General features: G+C 71.4%; 23 protein-coding genes. 11 read left to right on the plus strand and 12 right to left on the minus strand.

The window, feature by feature from the left end; translation table 11 throughout:
- The first annotated feature begins 38 nt into the window (after nucleotides 1-38).
- Both ADK67_RS30395 and ADK67_RS52840 read left to right on the plus strand, forming a co-directional pair.
- Nucleotides 39-1,217 carry an MFS transporter gene (locus ADK67_RS30395; protein ID WP_231648422.1) on the plus strand — a complete coding sequence of 393 codons (1,179 nt, stop codon included), beginning with the start codon at nucleotides 39-41 and terminating at the stop codon, nucleotides 1,215-1,217.
- A gap of 73 nt (nucleotides 1,218-1,290) precedes the next feature.
- Nucleotides 1,291-1,464 carry a hypothetical protein gene (locus tag ADK67_RS52840; RefSeq protein ID WP_197289687.1) on the plus strand — a complete coding sequence of 58 codons (174 nt, stop codon included), beginning with the start codon at nucleotides 1,291-1,293 and terminating at the stop codon, nucleotides 1,462-1,464.
- A gap of 252 nt (nucleotides 1,465-1,716) precedes the next feature.
- Here the strand turns inward: ADK67_RS52840 and ADK67_RS30400 are convergent, their stop codons facing one another.
- The 3 genes from ADK67_RS30400 to ADK67_RS30410 all read right to left on the minus strand — a co-directional run bounded on the left by ADK67_RS30400 (nucleotide 1,717) and on the right by ADK67_RS30410 (nucleotide 3,521).
- The gene (locus ADK67_RS30400) at nucleotides 1,717-1,953 is read right to left on the minus strand and encodes a PASTA domain-containing protein (protein WP_053719979.1); all 237 of its coding nucleotides are present in this window, start codon (nucleotides 1,951-1,953) and stop codon (nucleotides 1,717-1,719) included.
- Nucleotides 1,954-2,037: 84 nt separating this feature from the next.
- Nucleotides 2,038-2,412, minus strand: coding sequence for a HesB/IscA family protein (locus tag ADK67_RS30405; protein WP_053719980.1), 375 nt, complete (start codon nucleotides 2,410-2,412; stop codon nucleotides 2,038-2,040).
- A gap of 89 nt (nucleotides 2,413-2,501) precedes the next feature.
- Entirely contained in the window at nucleotides 2,502-3,521 is a 1,020-nt protein-coding gene (locus ADK67_RS30410; protein ID WP_053719981.1) for a glycerate kinase family protein, read from the minus strand.
- Nucleotides 3,522-3,563: 42 nt separating this feature from the next.
- Here ADK67_RS30410 and ADK67_RS30415 point away from each other — a divergent pair, with 42 nt between their 5' ends.
- Nucleotides 3,564-4,196, plus strand: coding sequence for a DUF3043 domain-containing protein (locus ADK67_RS30415; protein ID WP_053719982.1), 633 nt, complete (start codon nucleotides 3,564-3,566; stop codon nucleotides 4,194-4,196).
- Between the two features lie 35 nt (nucleotides 4,197-4,231).
- On the opposite strand, the gene ADK67_RS54815 is transcribed toward ADK67_RS30415, so the two are convergent.
- Nucleotides 4,232-4,861, minus strand: a complete 630-nt coding sequence (locus tag ADK67_RS54815; RefSeq protein WP_269436055.1) for a S8 family serine peptidase — start codon at nucleotides 4,859-4,861, stop codon at nucleotides 4,232-4,234.
- Entirely contained in the window at nucleotides 4,858-5,433 is a 576-nt protein-coding gene (locus tag ADK67_RS54820; RefSeq protein WP_269436056.1) for a S8 family serine peptidase, read from the minus strand. Before ADK67_RS54820 ends, ADK67_RS54815 begins: the two co-directional genes overlap by 4 nt.
- Before the next feature lie 149 nt (nucleotides 5,434-5,582).
- Between ADK67_RS54820 and ADK67_RS30425 the strand changes: the two genes are divergently transcribed.
- Entirely contained in the window at nucleotides 5,583-6,569 is a 987-nt protein-coding gene (locus tag ADK67_RS30425; RefSeq protein ID WP_053719983.1) for an aldo/keto reductase family protein, read from the plus strand.
- A 106-nt stretch (nucleotides 6,570-6,675) separates the two neighbouring features.
- A complete protein-coding gene (locus ADK67_RS30430) occupies nucleotides 6,676-8,136 on the plus strand; it encodes a HEAT repeat domain-containing protein (RefSeq protein ID WP_053719984.1) in 1,461 nt (486 codons plus the stop codon).
- A gap of 129 nt (nucleotides 8,137-8,265) precedes the next feature.
- Here the strand turns inward: ADK67_RS30430 and ADK67_RS30435 are convergent, their stop codons facing one another.
- Nucleotides 8,266-9,105: a DUF4082 domain-containing protein gene (locus ADK67_RS30435; RefSeq protein ID WP_082404047.1), complete on the minus strand. Its 840-nt coding sequence runs from the start codon at nucleotides 9,103-9,105 to the stop codon at nucleotides 8,266-8,268.
- A gap of 162 nt (nucleotides 9,106-9,267) precedes the next feature.
- Nucleotides 9,268-9,468: a hypothetical protein gene (locus ADK67_RS30440; protein ID WP_053719986.1), complete on the minus strand. Its 201-nt coding sequence runs from the start codon at nucleotides 9,466-9,468 to the stop codon at nucleotides 9,268-9,270.
- Nucleotides 9,469-9,546: 78 nt separating this feature from the next.
- Between ADK67_RS30440 and cobU the strand changes: the two genes are divergently transcribed.
- The 3 genes from cobU to ADK67_RS30455 are packed head-to-tail and all read left to right on the plus strand — an operon-like array spanning nucleotide 9,547 to nucleotide 11,842.
- Nucleotides 9,547-10,104, plus strand: a complete 558-nt coding sequence (gene cobU, locus ADK67_RS30445; RefSeq protein ID WP_053719987.1) for a bifunctional adenosylcobinamide kinase/adenosylcobinamide-phosphate guanylyltransferase — start codon at nucleotides 9,547-9,549, stop codon at nucleotides 10,102-10,104.
- Nucleotides 10,101-11,138 (plus strand): nicotinate-nucleotide--dimethylbenzimidazole phosphoribosyltransferase, encoded by a 1,038-nt coding sequence (gene cobT, locus ADK67_RS30450; RefSeq protein ID WP_053719988.1) that lies wholly within the window; start codon nucleotides 10,101-10,103, stop codon nucleotides 11,136-11,138. Before cobU ends, cobT begins: the two co-directional genes overlap by 4 nt.
- Entirely contained in the window at nucleotides 11,138-11,842 is a 705-nt protein-coding gene (locus tag ADK67_RS30455) for an adenosylcobinamide-GDP ribazoletransferase (protein WP_053719989.1), read from the plus strand. Before cobT ends, ADK67_RS30455 begins: the two co-directional genes overlap by 1 nt.
- A 28-nt stretch (nucleotides 11,843-11,870) precedes the next feature.
- Here ADK67_RS30455 and ADK67_RS51365 read toward each other — a convergent pair whose 3' ends face one another.
- The gene (locus ADK67_RS51365; protein ID WP_157620941.1) at nucleotides 11,871-12,032 is read right to left on the minus strand and encodes a hypothetical protein; all 162 of its coding nucleotides are present in this window, start codon (nucleotides 12,030-12,032) and stop codon (nucleotides 11,871-11,873) included.
- A gap of 161 nt (nucleotides 12,033-12,193) precedes the next feature.
- Between ADK67_RS51365 and ADK67_RS49510 the strand changes: the two genes are divergently transcribed.
- The gene (locus tag ADK67_RS49510; RefSeq protein WP_157620942.1) at nucleotides 12,194-13,441 is read left to right on the plus strand and encodes a GIY-YIG nuclease family protein; all 1,248 of its coding nucleotides are present in this window, start codon (nucleotides 12,194-12,196) and stop codon (nucleotides 13,439-13,441) included.
- A 210-nt stretch (nucleotides 13,442-13,651) separates the two neighbouring features.
- Here ADK67_RS49510 and ADK67_RS30465 read toward each other — a convergent pair whose 3' ends face one another.
- Nucleotides 13,652-14,752 carry a branched-chain amino acid aminotransferase gene (locus ADK67_RS30465; RefSeq protein WP_053719991.1) on the minus strand — a complete coding sequence of 367 codons (1,101 nt, stop codon included), beginning with the start codon at nucleotides 14,750-14,752 and terminating at the stop codon, nucleotides 13,652-13,654.
- An 87-nt stretch (nucleotides 14,753-14,839) separates the two neighbouring features.
- Nucleotides 14,840-16,051 carry an APC family permease gene (locus tag ADK67_RS30470; protein ID WP_063797767.1) on the minus strand — a complete coding sequence of 404 codons (1,212 nt, stop codon included), beginning with the start codon at nucleotides 16,049-16,051 and terminating at the stop codon, nucleotides 14,840-14,842.
- A gap of 195 nt (nucleotides 16,052-16,246) precedes the next feature.
- On the opposite strand from ADK67_RS30470, the gene ADK67_RS30475 reads away from it, so the two are divergent.
- Nucleotides 16,247-17,743: a leucyl aminopeptidase gene (locus ADK67_RS30475; protein WP_053719993.1), complete on the plus strand. Its 1,497-nt coding sequence runs from the start codon at nucleotides 16,247-16,249 to the stop codon at nucleotides 17,741-17,743.
- 130 nt (nucleotides 17,744-17,873) lie between these two features.
- On the opposite strand, the gene ADK67_RS30480 is transcribed toward ADK67_RS30475, so the two are convergent.
- Entirely contained in the window at nucleotides 17,874-18,482 is a 609-nt protein-coding gene (locus ADK67_RS30480; protein ID WP_053719994.1) for an NAD(P)-dependent oxidoreductase, read from the minus strand.
- A gap of 50 nt (nucleotides 18,483-18,532) precedes the next feature.
- Here ADK67_RS30480 and ADK67_RS30485 point away from each other — a divergent pair, with 50 nt between their 5' ends.
- A complete protein-coding gene (locus tag ADK67_RS30485) occupies nucleotides 18,533-19,102 on the plus strand; it encodes a TetR/AcrR family transcriptional regulator (protein ID WP_053719995.1) in 570 nt (189 codons plus the stop codon).
- 104 nt (nucleotides 19,103-19,206) lie between these two features.
- Here the strand turns inward: ADK67_RS30485 and ADK67_RS30490 are convergent, their stop codons facing one another.
- Complete coding sequence (locus ADK67_RS30490) at nucleotides 19,207-19,524, minus strand: hypothetical protein (RefSeq protein ID WP_053719996.1); 318 nt, start codon at nucleotides 19,522-19,524, stop codon at nucleotides 19,207-19,209.
- Between the last annotated feature and the right edge of the window lie 129 nt (nucleotides 19,525-19,653).

A 19,653-nucleotide genomic window follows, 5' to 3' on the forward strand; every position in this document is an offset into this window, starting at 1 on the left:
TGACCCTGACGTCAGTGTCACACTTTAGCGTCGTCGCCGTGATCGCCTTCATCCTGATGCTCAGCGCCTTCGCGGTGGGCACATCCGAGTTCATCATCGTGGGCGTCCTGCCCGAGGTCGCCGCCGACCTCGGCGTCGACGTGCCGACCGCGGGTCTGCTGGTGACCGCCTACGCCGTCTCGGTCGCCCTGGGCGGTCCGGTGCTCACCGTGCTCACCGCGCGCATCGCGCGCCGCAAGCTCCTGATCTCCGTCATGGCGTTGGCGCTGGTGGCCTCCGCGGGCAGCGCCCTGGCCGACGACTACACCCTGCTCATGGTGGCGCGCATGGTGGCCGCGCTCGCCCAGGGCCTGTTCTTCGCGGTGGCGTCCCAGATCGCCATCGCCGCCGTGCCGCCGGAGAAGCAGACCGCGGCCATCGCCAAGGTCGTCAACGGCGTCGCGCTGTCCACCATCCTCGGCATCCCGCTCGGCACGCTGATCGGCCAGAACTACGGCTGGCGGGCATCGTTCGTGCTGGTCAGCGCGTTGACCGCGATCGGCCTGGTCGGGGTGGTGCTCGGCACGCCGAAGGTCGCGCACGAGCCCGACCCCGGTGTGCGGGCCAGCCTGTTCGCGTTCGGCAGGCGGACCGTGCTGCTGGGGCTCGCCACCACGATCCTGTCGTTCACCGGCCTGATCACGGCGTTCACGTACGTCGCGCCGGCGTTGCGCGAGGTGAGCGGTTTCGAGCCGGGCTGGGTGACCGGCGTGCTGCTCGTGTACGGCCTGGGGACGCTCGTCGGCAGCACGCTGGCGGGCAAGGTGGCGCCGGACCGGATCGCCCGCGTGCTGCCGGTCCCGCTGGCCGTGCTCGGCGTGATGCTGCTGGCGCAGGGGCTGATGCTGGAGAGCAAGGTGGCGGCCGTGGTGAGCGTGTTCGTGCTGGGCGCGAGCGCGTTCACGGCGGGTCCGCTGATCCACACCTACCTGATGGGGCAGGCGGGTTCGGCGGCCGGGTTGGTCGCCTCGGTGAACATCTCCGCGTTCAACGTGGCCGCGGCGCTCGGCCCGATGCTCGGCGGCGTGGTGCTGACCAGCGGGCTGGGCCTGCGGTGGGTCGGGACCGTCGGCGGGGTGTCGACCATCCTCGGCGTGGGGGTGGCCCTGGTGGTCGGCAGGCTGACCGCCCGCCCGGCAACGTCCACCGCACCCACACCGCTGGCCGCGCACGTGTGAGATGGCCCTACCGGGCGGTACTACCGCCCGGTAGGGCTTTTGTCAAGACCTGGGCGCGCATACGGTCGCCGTTGTGAGGAACACCGAGGCGGACACGCTGGCCGAGCTGATCGAAGACTGCACCGACCTGCCGCGGGAGTTGCGCGGCGCCGAGGACGAGTCCCACCCCGAGCCGGGGTCCGCCACCGCTTGGCAGGTGGACGACGCCAACTACGCCCAGGTCGCGGACTTGGACGCCTACGTCTGACGCCGCGACCGCGCGCGCTTCGGCCTTCACGTCGTTGGGGGTTCGGCTGGAGCGGGTGAGGGCTTCGCTGCCCACGGTGCTTGGCGGCGCGCCGGTCGGCGACGTACCGGCGGAGGTCGGCGTGCCGGCCGGCCCGGCTCGTCACGACGGCGTCGAGCGCCCGCAGCAGCGCAGCGCCGACACCCTGCGTCGATAGGCCAACGCCGGGTTGCGCACGTGGGCGGCGTGGGCGCTGAAACTCACTCGGCCAGGCTAACCCGGGACCGGCGGGCGCTCCTCGAAGTCGATCATGACCGGCGTGCCGCGGGGCACCCGTCGACCGGCGGCGGGGTCCTGCGCGGTGACGACCCAGGTCCCGGGCCAGGTCAGCTCGCCCAGCGGCGGCCCGTCCAGGTCGCGCGAGGTCACGACCACGCCCGCGTCGTGGCCGGTCGTCCGCGCCTGCCGGACGGTCAGGCCCACTAAGTGGGGCACTTCCGTGTGCGTCATGGCTGCCAGCGTCCCATCATGCGCAACGGAAAAGGCCCCCGCCGTGGCGAGGGCCCTTCCGCGAACTGCGGTCCAGCGGGTCGATCAGTGGAACGAGTCGCCGCAGGCGCACGAACCGCCGGCGTTCGGGTTGTCGATGGTGAAACCCTGCTTCTCGATCGTGTCCACGAAGTCGATCACGGCGCCCTCGACGTACGGGGCGCTCATGCGGTCGACGGCCACCTTCATGCCGCCGAAGTCGCGCAGCGCGTCACCGTCGAGCGTGCGCTCGTCGAAGAACAGCTGGTAACGCAGCCCCGCGCAACCACCGGGCTGGACGGCGATGCGCAAGTGCATGTCGTCGCGCCCCTCCTGGTCCAGCAGCGCCTTGGCCTTCACGGCAGCCGCGTCGGTCAGCGTCACGCCGTGCGTGGGCGGGGCGTCAGGAGTCGTGGTGACTGCGTCCTGAGCGGTCGTCATGGCTCTCCCTCAGAGGTCCTTTGCGGGCATCTATTCCGGGCAACACGGGAAGTACCCGCTTTGTTCCTACCCCCATGGTCGCACAGACGTCACTGCCGGGAGTGTGACCAGTGCCTCGCCACGCGGGCGGCGAGGTCGGCCAGGGTGCCCGCCGGGTCCGCCAGGCTGCGCTCCACCGACCCGGCGTGCTCGGCCACCGCGTACGTCTCCTGCACGCCGGCCGCCGCGGCCTCCCGCCTACCCACCGTGACCTGGCCCGCGAGGACCACGCACGGCACGCCGCGTTCGGCCGAACCACTCGCCACGGCGGTCACCAGCTTCCCGCGCAGCGACTGCCAGTCGAAGCTCCCCTCACCGGTCACGGCCAGGTCGGCGTGGTCCAGCGCTTCATCCAACCGGGTGAGTTCCCGCACCATTCCCGCGCCGGACGCCACCTCGGCCCCGAGCGCCATCAGCGCTGCTCCGAGGCCTCCCGCCGCACCCGCGCCGGGCCGGTCGCGGACGTCGGCCAGCTCGTCCATCGCGGCCAGCCGGGCCTCCAGCCGTGCCACCGCCTCGGGTGACGCGCCCTTCTGCGGGCCGAACGTGCGCGCGGCGCCGTGCGGCCCGAGCAGCGGGTTCTCCACGTCGGCCGCGGCCACCAGCCGGGCCGTCGGAGGCCGGACGGTCTCGCGCAGCCCCGCGCCGCCGTCCGTGGTCCCCGAGCCGCCCAGGCCGACCACGATCGTGTGCACGCGGGCGTCACCGGCCGCGTTGACCAGCTCGCCGACACCTCTGGTGGTGGCGGTCTCGGCGGCCCGCGCGCGCTCGTCCACGGGGACGAGGTGCAGGCCACAGGCCTCGGCGGACTCGATGTAGGCGGACCCGTCGTGCTCCAGCCACCTCGCCTCGACGGGTGCGCCGAGCGGTCCGGTGACGGTCGTCGTGTGGAGCGTGCCGCCCAGGGCGGCGTGCAGGACGTCCACGAATCCGGGCCCGCCGTCGGCCAGGGGACGCAGGTGGAGCTCGTCGTCGGGAGCGGTGCGGCGCCAGCCCTCGGCCACGGCCTCGGCGACTTCCCGCGCGGTCAGCGTTCCGCCGAAGCAGTCCGGCGCAATAACAACTCGCACCTCGCGAACAGTACTTATCGGGGCATCTCCTACTCTGGTGTGGTGAGGTTCCTGCGCCGCAACGCCGACGAAACCGCCGAGACCACCACCGAGGACGCTCCCGCGGAGGTGAACCCGGCCGATCCGTCGCGCACGCCAGGCAAGGGGCGGCCCACGCCGAAGCGACGTGAAGCGGAGGGCAAGCGACGCGGTCCCGTGCCGCCGCCGCCCCGGACGCAGCGCGAGGCGTTGAAGCGGGCACGCGGGAACAAGGTGTCCAAGGAAGACCGCCGCGCACAGGCGGCCGAGCGCCGGCAGCGGATGATGGCGGGCGACGACAAGTACCTCCTGCCCCGCGACCGCGGCCCGGTGAAGGCCTACATCCGCGACGTGGTCGACTCGCGGCGCAACCTCATGGGTCTGTTCATGCCGCTGGCGATCCTGGTGTTCGTCGCGCTGCTCGTGCCGATGCCCGCGATCCAGCAGTACGCGACGCTGCTGACCACGTTCATGCTGCTGGCGATGATCGTCGAGGGCTTCGTGCTCGGCCGGATGGTGAACCGGCGGGTGCGGCTGAAGTTCCCCACCGACACCACCCGCGGCCTGTCCATCGGCTGGTACTCGTTCATCCGGGCCAGCCAACTGCGCCGCCTGCGCGTGCCCAAGCCGAGGGTCAAGCCCGGCGACAAGGTCTGACCGCTCGACCGGCGGGGTCGGTCGAGCGCGGTCCGTCAGAAGCCGGCGACGTTGAGCAGCCGGTCCGGCACGCCGTCCGGGTCGGTGCCGGTGTTCCAGTCGAGCGTGCCCGAGGCCCGCAGTGCGGCTTTCACGTCCGCGGGTGTCGCCGCGGGGTGCGTGACCTTGTACAGCGCGGCGCCGCCGGCCACGTGCGGGGTGGCCATGGAAGTGCCGGAGATGGTGCTGTACCGGCCGTTCTTCCAGGTCGACAGGATGCAGACGCCGGGCGCGATGAGGTCGATGTCGGCGCCGAAGTTGGAGAACCGGGCGAACGTGTCGTCCGTGTAGGACGGAACGCAGGTCGGCGTCCCACCGCCGCCCGGACGGCCGTTGAAGTCGGTCAGCGCGCTGACCGTGATGACTTCCTCGTAGTTGGCCGGGACGTGCCCGGTCGCGTCGGCGGAGCTGTTGCCCGCGGCCACGGCGTAGGTGACGCCCGCGGCGACGGAGCGGCAGATCGCCTCGTGCTCGGCGTCGACGTTGGTGCCGCAGGCGCTCTCGACACCGGTGCCGCCGAGGCTCATGTTGGCGACCTCGATCTGGTCGGCGTGCGCGGTGACGTGGTCGATGCCGCAGATGACGTCGGCGGTGCTGCCGCTGCCGCTGTTGTTGAGCACCTTCACCGGCCAGATGCGGGCGCCCGGCGCGACACGACGACACCGGCGTCGTCGTCCAGCGCGCCGATCGTGCCCGCCACGTGGCTGCCGTGGCCGTGACCGTCGTTCGCGGTGCGACCGAAGGAGCAGTTCCGCGCGCCGGCCAGGTGCACGTTGAGGTCGGGGTGGTCTAGGTCGACACCGGTGTCCAGGACGGCGACGTCCACGTCCACCCTGGTGTCGACGCCGTCGATGGCGGCCGTGGGGCTGAGCTCGGCGTCGACCCGGTCGATGCCGGTCGGCATCGTCTGCGCGGCGATCGACACCACGCCGTCCGGCTGGACGAGCACCACCCGGGGATCCCGTGCGAGCCGCTCGGCGTCGGCGGTGGACATGTGCGTGGAGTAACCGCGAACGGCGCTCCGGTAGAGGTGCCCCACCGCATCGCCGTGCTGCGCCGCCATCGTCGACACGTCGACTCCATCGGCCAGCAGCACGATGTAACCGCTGGTAGGAGCCTCGGCGTTGGCCGATGCGGAGGGCAGGACGGCAGCGAGCAGGACAGCTGCGAAGGGGACTTTGCCCATGAGTCTGCGCATGACTCTCCTCCAGGATGTGACCAGGAACACCGATCCTCCCTCACCCGATCAGGCGTATGCGATAGGCCGAAAGGCCTAAACACGGTGACAGTGCGGATGTGGGCGGAGTTCATTAGCTACCCGAACGACCCGGTACTAGGCTTGGCCGCATGGAGTTCCGACGCCTCGGCCGCAGTGGCCTGAACATCAGCGAGATCTCGTACGGCAACTGGCTCACCCACGGATCGCAGGTCGAGGAGGACCAGGCGACGGCGTGCGTCCACGCCGCGCTGGACGCGGGGATCTCGACCTTCGACACCGCCGACGTCTACGCCAACACCAAGGCGGAGTCGGTGCTCGGCCGGGCGCTGGCCGGTCAGCGCCGCGAGTCGCTGGAGATCTTCACGAAGGTCTTCTGGCCGACCGGCCCCGGCGGCCCGAACGACAAGGGCCTCGGCCGCAAGCACATCATGGAGTCGATCAACGGCTCGCTCGAGCGGCTGCAGACGGACTACGTCGACCTCTACCAGGCGCACCGGTACGACAAGTCGGTGCCGCTGGAGGAGACGATGCTCGCCTTCGCCGACGTCGTCCGCTCCGGCAAGGCCCTCTACATCGGCGTGTCCGAGTGGAACGCCGACCAGATCGCCCGCGGCGCGGCGCTCGCGCGTGAGCTGAACGTGCCGTTCATCTCCAACCAGCCCCAGTACTCGATGCTGTGGCGCGTCATCGAGTCGCAGGTCGTGCCGACCTCCGAGCGCGAGGGCATCAGCCAGATCGTGTGGTCGCCCATCGCCCAGGGCGTGCTGACCGGCAAGTACCTGCCCGGGCAGCCGGTGCCCCAGGGCTCGCGGGCGACCGACGAGACCGGGTCGAAGTTCATCCAGCGCTTCTTGCGCGACGAGGTGCTGACCAAGGTCCAGCAGCTCAAGCCGCTCGCCGACGAGGCAGGCCTGTCGCTTGCCCAGCTCGCGGTGGCGTGGACCCTGCAGAACCCGAACGTGGCCAGTGCGATCATCGGCGCGTCCCGCCCGGAGCAGGTGCACGAGAACGTGAAGGCCGCCGGCGTGAAGCTGGACGAGGACCTGCTGAAGAAGATCGACGACGTGCTCGAGGGCGTCGTCGAGTCCGACCCGCGGTTCACCGTCACCCCCTGACGCGCGTAACACCCCGGAAGCCCCGCTCGGACGATCCGGCGGGGCTTTCGCGTGGGACGGACGACCGCTCACCGCCGGTTCACCGTCCTGACCGTTCACTGAGGTCGTGGACGAACCGACCGACCGGCTTCCCGGTGAGGTTCTCGTGGCCCGGCTGGTCCAGCTCGAGCCGACGGGAGGACGAACCCGGTCGGCGGCTCGTACCGATGCCTACAAAGAGCTCTTCGAGCACGCACACGACAAGGCGCTGCTTTCCGACCCGGCCGGGAACCGGTGGTTGGCCGCGATGACGGCGCACCCGGTCAGGGCGGTACGCACCATCGCGATCAGCGCCCTCGCCGGGGTCCCGGATCCCGCCCATCAGACGATCATGGTGCGGGCGCTGTCGGACCCCGACCCGGCCGTGGTCGGGTCGGCCGTGCGCGGCCTGACGGCCCGGACCGTGGCGGAGGTCTTCGACCACTTGGTCGCGCTGGTGAACCGACCTGGCCCGACCTGGGCCTGGCCGCGTCGACACGCCGGGTGGCGAATCGCCGAGTCCTCGCACCCGCGGCGGCTGGGCATCTTGGCCGACGCGTTGGCGCACGCGGACAACGGCGGTGCGCACGACATCGCGCACGCGCTCGCTCGTGCAGGCGACCCTCGCTTCGCCCCAGCGCTGATCGAGCACCTGCGTTCCCGCGCGCCAGGCGGTTGCGCGGTCGCGTTCGCGCTCGGTCACCTGCGCGTCGCCGACGCGACCGGCGCGCTCGTCGACGCGCTGCACACGGCCGATGTCACGCAAACCGTGAGCGTGCTGGAGGCGCTGGCCAAGATCGGGGCGGACGAGGCGGCACCGGCCGTCCACTCGATGCTCGACCACCGGCAGGCGTTCGTTCGCGAGGCCGCCCTGCTGACCTTGGCGCGACTCGGCGGTCCGCTGGTCGTCCCCGCGGCTCTCGCCGCCACCGACGACGGCGACCCGGCCGTTCGCGAACGCGCCATCCGCGTGCTGGCCGAGCACGGTGATCACCGCGCCCTCGGTCGCTTGGCGGCGGCGTGCGACGGCCGACACGTGCGCGTCGCGCTCAAGGGACTCGTGCGCCTGGCCGAGCCTTCGGTCGCACCGACCCTGTCGGAGGTCCTGGTGACCACCACCGACCGGAGGACCCGCAAGCTCGCCGGACAAGCCCTCGCCCGGATCGGCGCACCGCCCCACCTGCCCACCTGGCACCGGAACCGGGTCGTCCGCCGCGCCGCTGTCTGGGTTGTCGGACAACGCGCGGACGCAAAGGACGCTCATGTTCTGCTCAGGGCCTTGCAGGACGAGGACGAACTGGTCCGTGCCCGCGCCGCGTTCGCCCTGGGCCGGATCCCGATCGCCGAAGCGCTCGCCCCGCTGACGGAAGCCCTGGACGACGCTCGTCCCCGGGTACGCGCGAGTGCCGCCACCGCCCTCGGTCGGATCTCACCGGCCGACCTGCGCAACCGCCTGGCAACCGCCCTGCTCGACCCGCACCCGGCCGTCCGCTCCGCCGCCACCGCCGCCCTGCGACCGGGCGCCCCGCCCAGCGGCCAACCGACCTGACCGAACCCGCCGACGCCGACCTCGACCGCCGGGACGTCCTACTCGATTCGGACGACGAACGGGGCACCCTCGTACGTGGGTGCCCCGTTCCCGATCGACCCCGCCGACCGCAGCGGCCCGGTCGGCAGGTCAGAGTTCGAAGACCGGGTAGATGGAGTAGTTGCTCGCGTTCCACGACTCGGTCGGGAACCCGCCACCCTGCCCGTAGTGGTAGACGCCCGCGTCGCGCGGGACGCTGAACGGTGGTCGGATCAACGTGCCGATGTGGAAGTCTTCGGTGGCGACGTACCCGCCTTCCGGCGTGTAGTAGGAGACGACGTACTCCTCACCGGTGACCACCGGGACCGGCGTGGTGAAGGCGATGGGCAGGTGGGACGGCGTCACCGTCGGCTCCTCCTGCTGGTGCAGCAGCACTCCGCCAGGGCCCCACACCCGGACCGTGATCGGTCCCCGGTAGACGCCCCGCATCACGCGGACACCGGTGAGGCGGCCCGGCCGGTCCAGCCGCACCCGCGTGCCCAGCTCCACCGGCAGCCTGTCGATGTCCGCGACAGGGAACTCGTACAGACGTGGGTCGCAAGGGCAGTAGACCGTCGCGAGCACGCCGGGGGTGCCGGCGTGCAGGACGAGCGACCTGCTCCCGTAGCCCCACTCGCCGTCGTGCTGGGCGCGCACGCTGACCGTGATGTCACCGGGCGTCGTCGGCGTGATGACGTATCGCCACGGCCAGTTGCCGTCGGCGGGCAGCCAGGGGCCCTTGTCGATCGAGACCTCGGTGCCCGCGGCGCTGGTGCCTTCGCCGACCCCGGAGATCCCGGTGATCAGCACCGGCTCGCCCACCGCCACGTGCGCACCGTCGTTGGGCGAGGTGAAGCCGGTCCACGCGCCACCCGCGGACGCTACCGGCGTGCAGAAGAACATCGAGACCAGTGCGGCGGCAACCGCCACCGGTCCGCGTAATCGGACCATCAGCCCTCCCAGGGCATGTGACCGGGAGCAGTCACCCTGCTCCCGCCTGGTGATCGTCCGGCACGGCCCCGGCGCTACGCGGGAACGCCGATCTCGTGGACGCGGCCCGGCACCTCGGCGAGCGGACGTCGCCGGCCGGGTAGCGGCAGTCCCGTCGCCTGCCTACTCGGCCGGGGCGAGGGACATCGGGCCGTAGACCTCGGATTCGCTGCGCAGCAACGTCACCTGGGCGACGCCCGCCTCCCGCAGCTCGACCCACGCGGAGCTGAACCAGTCCTCCGCGGCAGTCTGGTCGGGGAACGCGAGACGCGGCCCGTCGACCTCGTGCCCCTGCTCGTCCTGGTACCGCCACCGGTACTCCATGACGGACCTCCTCGCGCTGTGCCGTACGGGTAACGTTCCCGGTCAGGCTATGTCCTTCTGGAACGGTTGGAGTGCGGTGTGACGCGTCGGACACTGGTCTTGGGCGGCGCGCGTTCGGGTAAGTCCGCGCACGCCGAGGGTCTGCTCGCCGAGGACGTGGTGACCTACGTGGCCACCGCCCGCCGCTACCCCGACGACGCCGACTGGGAGCTGCGGATCGCCCAGCACGTGGCCCGCCGTCCCCCCACGTGGACCACGGTGGAGGCGCCCGCCCCGAGCGACCTGATCGCGCTGCTCACCGCCACCAGCGAGGCCGACCCGCCGATCCTGGTGGACGACGTCGCCACCTGGCTCAACGGCGTGCTGGACGACGCGGGCGCCTGGGAGGGCCACGGCATGGGCCAGGTCGACCAGGAGTGCGCGGCGCTGGTCCACGCGGTCGCCACCACACGCGCCCGGTTGGTCCTGGTCTCGGCGGAGGTCGGCCTAGGCGTCGTGCCCAGCACCCACTCTGGCAGGCTCTTCCGCGATCACCTCGGTTCGCTCAACGCGCGGCTGGCCGAGGTGTGCGACGAGGTGCTGCTGGTCGTCGCCGGAATCCCACTGCGACTGCGCGAACCCGGAGGTAGTCGGTGACCATCGAGTTCCCGTCCGTCGAGCCGCCCAGCGAGGACGTGCGCGCCCAGGCCCTGGCCAGGCACGCCGTGCTCACCAAGCCCGTCGGCTCGCTGGGCAGGCTGGAGCAGCTCGGCGCCTGGGTGGCGGCCTGCCAGGGCGAATGCCCGCCCAGGCCGTTCACCCGGCCCCGAGTGGTCGTGTTCGCGGGCGACCACGGCGTCGCCCAGCACGGCGTCTCGGCCTACCCGCCCGAGGTCACGGGCCAGATGGTGGCGAACTTCCTGGCCGGCGGCGCGGCGGTGAACGTGCTGGCCAACGTGGCGGGCGCGACCGTCCGCGTGGTCGACCTGGCCGTCGACTCCGAGACCTCCGTCGGCGACCTCAAGGTCCGCCGCGGCTCGGGCTCCATCGACCGCGAGGACGCCCTGACCCCCGACGAGGCCGAGCGCGCGATCGAGACGGGCCGCAAGCTCGCGGACGACGAGGTCGACGGCGGCGCGGACCTGCTCATCGCGGGCGACATGGGCATCGGCAACACCACCCCCGCGGCGGTCCTCATCGCCGCCCTCACCGGCTCCGAACCCGTGGCCGTGGTCGGCCGGGGAACGGGCATCGACGACCACGGCTGGATGCGCAAGACGGCCGCGATCCGGGACGCCCTGCGCCGCGCCCGCCCGGTGATCAACGACCCGGTGGCGCTGCTGGCCACCTCCTCGGGCGCGGACATCGCCGCCATGGTCGGCTTCCTGGCCCAGGCCGCCGTCCGCAAGACCCCCGTCATCCTCGACGGCGTGGTGGTCGGGGCGGCCGCCATCGTCGCCGAGGAACTGGCGCCCGGCGCCCGTGACTGGTGGGTCGCCGGCCACCGTTCGGTCGAGCCCGCGCATGCCTTGGCGCTCGGCCACCTGAGCCTGGAGCCGTTGCTGGAGTTCGACATGCGGCTGGGCGAGGGCTCCGGCGCGGTGGCGGCCCTCCCGCTGGTCGTGATGGCGACCCGCGTCCTGGCCGAGATGGCGACGTTCGACAGCGCGGGCGTCTCCGGACCCGCCTGATGCGCCTGGCGTTGTCGTGGCTGACCGTCCTGCCCGTCCGCGTCGGCTCGGACCAGGTCGACGCGCGGGCGGCACGACGGGCCATCGCCTTCGCCCCGTTCGTCGGCCTCCTGCTGGGCGCAGCGGCCACCGCCCTCCTCCTCCTGCCGCTGCCCGACCTCGTCGCCGGTTTCCTGGTCGTCGGGTTCCTGGCGCTCGCCACGCGCGGCATGCACCTGGACGGCCTGGCCGACACCGCCGACGGGTTGGGCTGCTACGGGCCGCCGGAGCGCGCGCTGGCGGTGATGAAGGACGGCGGCGCGGGACCGTTCGCGGTGGTGGCGCTGATCGTGGTGCTGGGCGCCGAGGCGGCCGCGTTCCCGCTCGTCGGCTGGGGCGCGGTGCTGCTGGCCCTGACCGCCGGGCGGGCCGCGTTCGTGCTGTGCTGCGTGCGCGGCGTGCCTGCCGCGCGGCCGGAAGGGCTGGGCGCCCTGGTGGCCGGCACCCAACCGCGGTGGACGGCCGTCGCGTGGTGGGCGGCCCTGGCCGTGGCCGGGTTCTTCGTCCACCCGTGGCAGGGCCCGGCAGCCGTCGTCCTCGCCGCCGCCCTCGTCGTGCTGCTGATCCGGCACACCCGCAAGCGCTTCGGCGGCATCACCGGCGACGTCCTGGGCGCGGCCTGCGAGACCGCCACCCTGACCGTCCTGGTCATCAACTCACTCTGACCAACGACCCACCGCAGTTCCCGGCCGGTCACCTGCCTCGACGCCACAGCGTGTAGAGGCCCGCCACCACCGCATCCACGACGATCAGGGCCTCCACACCCGCCAACAGGTACACACCTGCCGAGAGCACCGTCAGGGAGATCAACGCGATCAGGTCCACAACGCGGGCGCGTTCACGGTCGACGCGCATGTGATCGGCCGACGTGCGATCCACCAGCGGCGGATTGCTTGGTGTGCGGGCCGAAGCGGGACGGAGTTGTCCGGCTCGGTGAGCGCCCGTCCGACGGGGTTCTGGCGAAGTCGTAGCCACACTTCAGCCTAGCACTGTGCATGGCCCGATCCACTTGAATGATGTCAAACGAACGTGGAACCCTCACGCGTAGGCCTGCGTTCACTCTCCTCTTCCGTTCACGATCGTTCAACATGCAGTACTCTGAACCCGTGATCCCAGTCGACCCGGCCCTGCTCCAAGCCTTCGCCGCTGATCTGAAGGCGTGGCACGTCGCCCTTGGCGAGCCGAGCTACACCGCGATCAGCCGGACCGCGAGCAAGCACGGGGAGTCGCTGTCGCCGGCGAGCATCAACAACCTCCTCACCGGGAAGCGCCTGACGAGTTCCGCCATCGCGCTGGCCTTCGTCCGCAACGTGCTGCGCCACGTCGGAAACCACGACGAAGTCGTGCTCCAGTCGGAAGTCGCACGTTGGCTGAAGCGCTGGACCGAGGTGCGCAGTTCCGCCAATCCCGCCGTGATCACCATCGCACCGGGCGTGGACCGCACCGACACCTCGATGGCGAACCATCCAGGCTCAGCCCTCCCACCGGCACCGGAGAACCAGAACTCCGCACCACCTGACCAATGGCAAGCGTCGGAGCAGGAGGTGAGGCGCCCGCCCACGTCCGAACTGCTGCCGCCGAACCTCCGAATCTTCCGCTCGATGGTGGACGAGGCACTGCGCGCCGAAGACTCCCAGCGACGGCAATGGGCCGATGCGAGGTGGGGGTGTTACGCGTTCTACGACTTCGACGGCGAACCCATCTACGTCGGCCAGACGAACGAACGGCTGCGCATCCGGATCCGGCGGCACTTGACCAACCAGCGCACTGACGCGGTGGCGATGCGCATCCTGGACGTCATGGAAGTCGCCGAGGTCGAACTGTGGCCGTTGTGGGAACTGGAGCACGTCGCGGTATCGGATCCCAAGGCCAGGGAACGGATCGACGGGGTCGAGTACACGATCTACCGGAACGCCCTGGATAGAAGTTCACTCGGCCTGCTGCTCAACGAGAAGATCCCGCACCGAACCGAGCCGGTCGACCTACCGGCATCCGCGCGGTTCCCACTGGTGGACGCGACGATCCGACAGACGCAGGGCGCGCCGGACATCCGCATCGCCCGATGCGCCGAAACGTTGTCGCGCCTGGCCTCCGTCGCGGCGGAGCGTGGCATCGTCAGCACCGGCCTACGCCAGGTGATGGTGGTGCAGGCAGCCCGGCTCACTCGCCTCGCCGCATCCCGCCACGCCTACGCAGCAGGTCTTCACCAGCCGCCTGAGGACTTGGTCGACGTCCACTACCTACGAGCCCTGGACACGTACTGACCACACCCTCACAAGGGACCCGCCACACCACCGCAGAGGCCCGATTCGACACATGGGTTCGGGTGCCTAGGCTGGAGCAAGCCGGCAGGCCCGGCGGGACACTCTTCCCCGCCGGGCCTGTCGGCTTTGGCCTGCCTGGAGTGCCCATGAGGGCCCATGCCAAATCGAGCGGAACTCGAGTGAGCGGCCCAACGAACTGCGGCGTCCCGCTCAGTTGATCTTGACCATCCACCCGTGCGGATCCGCCACCAGGCCCTGCTGGATGCTGGTCAGGTGGTTGCGCAGCTTCATGCTCACGTCGCCCGTGCGGCCACCGGAGATGCTGAACTCGCCGTCGGCGTGCTTCACGTGCCCGACCGGCGTGATGACGGCGGCCGTGCCGCAGGCGAACACCTCGGTCAGCTCACCCGATTCGGCCTTCTTCTCCCACTCCTCGGTGGAAATCCGCCGCTCCTCCACCGCGTAACCGAAATCGGCGGCCAACCGCAGCAGCGAGTCACGCGTGATCCCCGGCAGCAGCGCGCCGGACAGCTCCGGCGTCACCACCCGCGCGTTGTCGCCGGCGCCCAGGACGAAGAACAGGTTCATCCCGCCCATCTCCTCGACCCACCGCCGCTCCACCGCGTCGAGCCACACGACCTGGTCGCACCCCTGCTCGGCGGCCTGCGCCTGCGCCACCAACGACGCCGCGTAGTTGCCCGCGAACTTCGCCGCACCGGTCCCACCGGGCGCCGCGCGCACGTACTCCGTCGACAGCCACACCGTCACCGGCTTCAACCCGCCCGCGAAGTACGACCCGGCGGGCGACGCGATGAGCACGTACACGTACTCCTTCGCCGGCCGCACGCCGAGGCCCTTCTCCGTCGAGAACAGGAACGGCCGCAGGTACAGCGACTCCTCGGGGATGGCGGGCACCCACCGCTCGTCCACGGCCAGCAGTTCCCGGATCGAACCCAGGAACAGCTCGTCGGGCAGCTCGGGCATCGCCAACCGGCGTGCCGACGCGCGGAAGCGCTCGGCGTTGGCCGAAGGGCGGAAGGACGCGATCGATCCGTCGGGCTGGCGGTACGCCTTGAGCCCTTCGAAGATCGCTTGGCCATAGTGCAGCACCATTGCCGCCGGGTCCAGTTCCAGCGAGTGGTAGGGCTCGACGACGGCGTCGTGCCAGCCCTGCTCCTGGTTCCAGCGGATCGTCACCATGTGGTCGGTGAAGTGCTGCCCGAAGCCCGGCTTGGCGAGTACCTCCGCAACGCGCTCCGGGGTCGCCGGCTGCGGGTTGGGGGTCCGGGTGAAAGGCAACGCGGTCGTCATAGCAGCACGATAGCCGCCACTTCGACGTCAGAAAATCGCTGTCCCGACGCTCGGACATCCGACCATCCACCCGGGCCGGACCGACCCCTAGCCGACCGCCTGCCGCACGCGACCCAACGCGAGCAACCCGGTACCGAGCGCGAGCGCCACCCCGGTGATGACCAACGCCCCGGCGGGCGCGCTCATCGCGAGCAGGACCGACAGGCCCAACCCCAGGCACGCCGTGCGCATCGGCCACGTCCGGTCTTCCTGCAGCAACACCCGCGCCGACGCGTTCGTGAAGCCGTAGTAGAACGCCGTGCCGCACGCGCCCACCGCCAACGCCGTGGCCGGCGACAGCACCACCACCGCGCCGACCGCCAGCGCCGCGCTCACCACCTCCAGCGGCCAGCCCGCCCGGATCGCCGGCAGGTCGCCCGTCTCGGTCAACCCGACCAGCGTCCGCCGTGCCGACGCCAGCACGAAGAACAGCGACGACACCGCCGCCACCGCCGCGCCGACCGAGAGCACGGGCAGCAGCCACCGCCCGTCGGCCACGATCAGCGCGTCCCGCAACGGCGCCGGCGACAACGCCAGCCGCGCGGACCCGAGCTGCCGCAGCACCGCCGCTCCGACGGCACCGCCCACCAGCAGCACCACGCCGATCACCACGGGCACCGCGAAGTGCAGCACCCGAGCGGAGAACACCTGGTCACCCGGCTTGGGAGCGGTGATCCGCTCGAAGCCGACGAACGCCGCGAACAACAGCAGCGACGCGCCCATCACGCCCTCGAACCCGGCGGCGGGCACGTTCCCGAGCCCGAAGGGGTTCTCCGGCGGCGCCACCGAGAAGCACACCAACACGACGAGCAGCAGCACGCCGAGCACCACGGCGGCGGCGGCCACGCTCAGCCCGACGCTCCACCGAACCCCGGCGGCGCCCAGACCGGCCGTCACCGCGATCAACCCCACGGCCGCGAGCACCCGGTGCTCGGGCACGACGTAGGCCCCGAACATGCCGGCCAGCGCCGCCGCCATCCCCGCTCTGCCGACCAGGTGCGCGCTGGCCCCGATGCGCGCGGGCCAGGGCCCGAGCTGGTTGCGGATGTAGGCGTACCCGCCGGGTGAGTCCGGATACGCCCGGTGCTGGTCCGCGGTCGAGAACGCGCAGCACAACGCGGCGACCGCGGCTAAGACCAGGCCGGGGAGGAACCACGGGCCCGCGATGGCCGCGGCGGGGGCGAAACCGGTGAAGACACCGGCGCCCAGCGTCGCGCCGAGAGCGAGCGCCACGGCCCCGGCACGGGGCGTGATTGTCACCGGTACACAGTCTCAGATCGACCGGGTGACTGCTAACGCCCGGCCGGTCGACCCCCATTCGTGTTAATTGTTACTCATTGCTATCGAAGGTGCGGCGGTCATGAGTGTGAACGGGACCTTTAGCATTCGTCACGATCCACCCCCATCCCGCCGCACGACCAGAAAGTGCCGGGAGGACCCCGTCAAGGAGCCGCAGTGACCGCGCCGAAGCTGGCCATCACCGACAGTGACCCGAGCAGCACCACCGCCGACGCCGTTGTGGTGGGCACAGTCCAGGGACCGGACGGGCTCGCCCTCGCGGCCGGGTCCGAGGCGGTGAACGCCGCGTTCGACGGCGCGCTGCTGGACGTGCTCGACGCCCTCGGCGCGAGCGGCAAGGCCGAAGAGGTCGTCACCGTGCCGTCGCTCGGCAAGCTCTCCGCCCGCGTCGTGCTCGCCGTCGGCCTCGGCAAGCCCGCCGACGACGGCTCCGTCACGGAGGACCAGGTGCGCCGCGCGTCCGGCGCCGCCGCCCGCGCGCTGTCCGGCCGCAAGCGCGCCGTCACCACGCTGTCCGCCCTGCACCTCGGCCCCGCCGTCGAGGGCACCGTGCTGGGCGCGTACTCGTTCACCGCGTACAAGTCGAACAAGGGCGACGGGCCGGTCGCGCGCGTCGACCTCGTCGCGCCCGCCGAGGGCAACATCCGGGCGCACCGGGCGACGCTCAAGGCGTCCACCGCGATCGCCGAGGCCGTCACCGCGACCCGCGACCTGGTCAACACCCCGCCGAACGACCTGTTCCCGGCGTCGTTCGCGGACCGGGCCGCCGCCCTGGCCAAGGCCGAGGGGCTCGAGGTCGAGATCCTCGACGAGAAGGCGCTACGCAAGCAGGGCTTCGGCGGCATCCTCGGCGTCGGCGGCGGCTCCAGCCGTCCGCCGCGCCTGGTGCGCATCACCTACCGCGGCCCGAAGGCGGGCAAGAAGGTCGCGCTGGTCGGCAAGGGCATCACCTTCGACACCGGCGGCATCTCGATCAAGCCCGCGGCGGGCATGGACGAGATGACCTCGGACATGGGCGGCGCGGCGGCCGTGATCGCCACCGTCGTGCTGGCCGCGAAGCTCAAGTACCCGCTGGAGGTCACCGCTTGGGCGCCGATGGCGGAGAACATGCCGTCGGGCACCGCCTACCGGCCCGGCGACGTGCTGACCATGTACGGCGGCAAGACCGTCGAGGTGCTCAACACCGACGCCGAGGGCAGGCTCATCCTGTCCGACGCGATCGTGCGCGCCTGCGAGGACGCCCCGGACTACCTGATCGAGACGTCCACGCTGACCGGCGCGCAGGTCGTGTCGCTCGGCAAGCGGACCGCCGGCGTCATGGGCACCGAGGACTTCCGCGACCGCGTGGCGTCGATCGGGCGTGCGGTCGGCGAGCAGGCGTGGGCCATGCCGCTGCCGGACGAGCTGCGCGGTGACCTGGACTCCAAGGTGGCCGACATCGCGAACGTGGCCGGGCACCGGTTCGGCGGGATGCTCGCCGCGGGCATCTTCCTGCGGGAGTTCGTGGCCGAGGGCGTGACCTGGGCGCACATCGACATCGCAGGTCCGTCGTTCCACACCGGTGGTCCTTACGGGTACACCACCAAGGGTGGCACCGGCGTGCCGGTGCGCACCCTGGCGGCGGTGCTCGCGGACATCGCGGCGAACGGCTGATCAGGGCTTTTCGGGTAGTCCGGGCTGGGTTGGGCTCAGCTCGGGCTCGGGTTGGGCTCGGGTTGGGCTCGGGTTGGGCTCGGGTTGGTTCGAGGGTTCGGGTTCGCCAGCCCGTCAGGTCGCCAGCCCTTCAGTTCGCCACGCTGATCGCTTTGTGCGAGGTCCCCGGGTCGGTCAGGCACCGCAACACCAGCGATGCCAGATCGGCCCGGGACACCCGCATGCCCCCGCGCACGTTGGTGTCCACCGCCGTGCGGTAGGAGTCCGTGCGCGGCCCGTCGGTCAGCTGCGGCGGGCGGACGATCGTCCACTCCAGACCGCTCGCGCGCACGACGTCCTCCATCCGCGCCATGTCACCCCACGGGTGCTTGAGCACCTGGCGCAGGATCGGCTTGACCAGGTAGCGGCTGAACGGGTCGTCGCCGTCGGTCACCATGCCGCTGTTGCTGACCACGACCAGCCGCCGCACGTCGTGCGCCTTCATCGCCGTGATCACCGACTTGGTGCTGTCGGTCTGCACGGACGTGGGCTTGCGCGCCGCACGCGTGCCGATGGCCGAGACGACGGCGTCCGCGCCGGCCACGTGCCGCCCGATCGAGTCGGGGTCCATCACGTCGGCCACGGTGTCGCGACCGTTGCGGGTGCGCACGATCGCGGTGACCTCGTGACCTGCCTCCCTGGCCAGCTCCACGATCTTCGTGCCGGTGCCGCCGCTGGCTCCCAGAACGGTGATCCTCATGCTTCGTCCCTCCAGGTTAGTGAGTGCTCACTAACCACTAGGGTAACCCCATGACCACACGCGACCGCATGCTCGACGCGGCAGCCCACGTCATGCGCACCAAAGGGCTCGCGCGGGCGACCACCAAGGAGATCGCCAAGGCGGCGGGCTTCTCGGAAGCGGCGCTGTACAAGCACTTCGCGGACAAGACCGAGCTGTTCCTGGCGGTGCTGCGGGAACGTGCGCCGAGCGACCTGGCCGGGCTGCTGGCCGGGCTGGAGGCGGGGCACGGCGACGTGCGGGAGGCGTTGGCCGAGATCACAAGGGTCGCGATCGCGTTCTACGTCGAGACGTTCCCGATCGCCGCGTCGATCTTCTCCGAGCCCGCGTTGCTGGCCGCGCACCGCGAGGCGTTGAAGGCGCACGGGGTCGGGCCGGGGACCGTGCCGGAGATGCTGGCCCGGTACCTGGAGGCGGAGCGCGGGTTGGGGAGGTTGCCGGCGGGGGTCGACGCCGGGTCAGCGGCGGACCTGCTCCTGGGCGCGTGCCACTACCAGGCGTTCCTGGGGTTCTTCGCGGACCGGCCGGTGGACGTGGACGCGCTGGTCAGGACGCTGTGGGACGGGATAGGCCAGGCGTAACGCCCGGTGCGGTCGGAAGCGGTCGGAAGCGGTCGGATGCGGCGAAGTGCGGCCACGTGCGATCGTCGACGCCGGTGCGACCACCCAGGTCGGTGCGACGACCCCTAGGCCTGGTTCTTCCGCCGCGAGTACTCCCGCATCCGCTTCGGGTAGCCCACGATGCCCGCGTCGTAGATCGGGATCTCCAGCTTCTTGGCCAACCGCTTGGCGCCTTCCGTGCCGTCGATCCGGCGCCGGGTCCACTCGCCGTCGTGCGCCACGAGCACGACCGTGGTCTCCGTCACGGTCGTCTTCGGCTCGACGTACGCCTCGACACCCCGGCGGGCGGCGGCCCACTGCTCCAGGTGCCCGGTGTCCGTGGACGTGGACGCCCGGAGCACGCCAGGGCGCTGCTTCCTGCGAAAACGGTCGAACAGCCCCACCGGGCCACCTCCTGCAAGGACTTCTGTCGACCATGGTGCCGGCGCGGGTGTGAAGGTGGGGGCAAATCGCCCGAAGACCGACACCGCGTCGCGGGCGTTCGCGCGGTAGTGACAAGATGGCAACTACAC

The sequence above is a fragment of the Saccharothrix sp. NRRL B-16348 genome (genome assembly GCF_001280085.1).
In the GTDB taxonomy this organism is placed as follows: Bacteria; Actinomycetota; Actinomycetes; order Mycobacteriales; family Pseudonocardiaceae; genus Actinosynnema.